2 protein-coding genes are annotated in these 1,010 nt (G+C 63.8%); both read left to right on the forward strand.

Annotation, left to right across the window (positions count from 1 at the left end; genetic code table 11):
- On the forward strand, positions 1–113 hold a 113-nt coding region (locus tag AX703_RS19630), incomplete at its 5' end, for a single-stranded DNA-binding protein (protein WP_156452113.1).
- Positions 114–619: 506 nt separating this feature from the next.
- Positions 620–1,010, forward strand: a 391-nt coding sequence (locus AX703_RS19635; protein ID WP_062346529.1) for a hypothetical protein, incomplete at its 3' end; no start/stop codon positions are given.

Consider the following 1,010-nt stretch of genomic DNA (forward strand, 5'->3'; position numbering starts at 1 on the left):
AGGGCGACCTGGTCGAGGTGCAGGGCCGCCTCCACTACTCGAAGTGGACCGACCGGGAGGGCGTCGAACGCTACGCGGTCGAGATCGTCGCCGAGGAAGTCCTTTTCCTGTGACACCGAGCCCGGGAGGCGGTAGCGCCGCCTCCCATTGGGACCATCCGGACCGGCCCCCGATTGCTCATGAAGACGATGTCCAGAAGGAGCGGCGGTTGCGAAAAGGCAACACTCCGCGTTCTTTTCGCACTTGCAGCATGTAGGGGGCTGGCCCCTATGTGGCATGCCTTTCAGGCATCCTCTCCCAAAACTTTCCAAGGGGCTGGCTCACGCCGGCCCTATTTTTTTGCCTGTCGGGTCGGGGCTTGTGCCCCTTGCGGGGCATGACATCTGTGACACTTTGCCCTCGAGCAGAGTGTCATGTTGCGCTGCGCCCGTGACATGCGCGGAGGGCGGGTCATCGATTATGCCTGCACGATGGCGGAAGTAGTCGCGGAGAGAGGGCAGCGCACGTGTGGCAGGGCAAACCAGATGGCGTCTCCGGGCGAAGTGTCACGGGCGACAAATGACAGGGCAGGGCACAAAGGGGATTCACAGGATTCACCTTTTGTGCTCAATACTGATTGATGGAACGAGCCCCTGAAATCACTGGCGTCGGTGGGATCTACGCGGTCCTGGTCGAAGCCTCGAACCGCCCGCGCTATGCGTTTCTCGTCCTTCAACTGGTAGCCGAAATTGCCGACGGGCGAGGGCAGGCCGGACCCTTCGTCGCGCAGGGCGGCGTGCCGGTGCTCCTGCGCGAATGGCTCTGCTCTCAGCTTCTGCCGATGAGCGAACAGCCCGCTCGTCGTGCGGCGATGCGTGCGCGCGTTGCCGCTGCGCTGAAGGACGAACTGACCGGTGACGCTGTTCGCGATGCCGCGCACATCGAAGCGGCGGTGGAAGAGCAGGTCCAGGCCGTGGGCCGCGCCAATGTCAGCCGCGCGATTTCCGATCTGGTCCGCGCCGGGCTGATGA

Source organism: Novosphingobium sp. CCH12-A3, from assembly GCF_001556015.1.
GTDB classification, from domain to species: domain Bacteria; phylum Pseudomonadota; class Alphaproteobacteria; order Sphingomonadales; family Sphingomonadaceae; genus Novosphingobium; species Novosphingobium subterraneum.